Origin of the sequence: Streptomyces sp. NPDC060000 (genome assembly GCF_042737375.1) — a bacterium.
Taxonomy (GTDB): domain Bacteria; phylum Actinomycetota; class Actinomycetes; order Streptomycetales; family Streptomycetaceae; genus Streptomyces.
Genome location: NZ_JBHWUU010000123.1, coordinates 1 through 1,152, shown reverse-complemented (window position 1 = coordinate 1,152; position 1,152 = coordinate 1). Strand labels below are relative to the sequence as shown.

Below are 1,152 nucleotides of genomic sequence, written 5' to 3'. Positions count from 1 at the left end.
GGCCCCTTCGGGGTCCGGCGCGGCCAGGACCGCCGTGCCGTCGGCCGCGGCCGACGGCACGATCCGGCGGCCCGGGGACTCTGCCGCTCGGCGGTCCGGTGACCCGCCAGCCCGCCAGCCCGCCAGCCCGCCAGCCCGCCAGCCCGGCGGCCCGGCGGCCGGTCAGCCCGGCGGCCGGTCAGTCCGTCAGTACCGGGAACCTGCGTGGGGCCAGGCACAGCAGTATCAGGAAGGCGAGCGCCGCGGCGTAGGCCGCGCCCAGGTAGACGGCGTGCACGGCGCTCGCGATGGCGTGCCGGGTGGCGTCGGGTGCCGTACCGGCGTCGAGGGCGCGGGTCACGGAGTCCAGGTCGCCCGCGCCGCCCAGCCGCGCCGCCAGTACCCCGTTGGCGACCGCGCCGAACACCGACGCGCCGATCGTCTGCCCGGTCTGGCGGCAGAACAGCACGGACGCGGTCGTGGTCCCGCGTTCCGACCACCCCACCGTCGACTGCACGCCGACCAGGAGTGGGAGCTGGAAGAGGCCCAGCGCCGCGCCGAGCAGCAGCATCAGCAGGGCCGGCTGCCAGGCCGCGCCGGGGTACGGCAGGAACGGGAACGCGAACAGGATCAGCGTGGCCGCGCCGATGCCGAGGAGCGCGGTGTCACGGAAACCGATGCGCCGGTAGACGTGCTGGCTGAGGGCGGCCGAGAGCGGCCAGCTCAGCGTCCAGACGGAGAGCACGAACCCGGCGGTCACCGGCCCCAGGCCCAGCACCGACTGGGCGTACGTCGGCAGGAACACCGTCGGGGCCACCATCAGCAGACCCAGCGCGCCCAGCGCGAGGTTGACCGCCGCGATCGTACGGCGGCGCCACACCCAGCCGGGGATGATCGGTTCCGCGGCCCGGCGTTCGATGACGACGACGAGTCCGGCCAGGGCCAGCCCGGTACCGAACAGGACGAGCGACGGCCCCGACAGCCAGGGCCAGGCCACCCCGCCCTGTACCAGCGCGATCAGCAGCACCCCACCGCACGCGAACACCCCGAGCGCGCCCGCCCAGTCGACACGCGCGCGTGGACGTGACCCGTCACGCGCGCGTGGACGTGACCCGTCACGCGCGCGTGGAGCGGAACCCCAGCCCCCCCCGGGTCGAGTACCCCGAACCGCCC

The 1,152-nt window shown here is 75.9% G+C and carries 1 protein-coding gene; it reads right to left on the bottom strand.

Annotated elements, in window-relative coordinates:
- Positions 1-178: 178 nt before the first annotated feature.
- The coding region (locus ACFWBB_RS39965; protein WP_385283371.1) for an MFS transporter at positions 179-1,152 on the bottom strand (974 nt) is incomplete at its 5' end.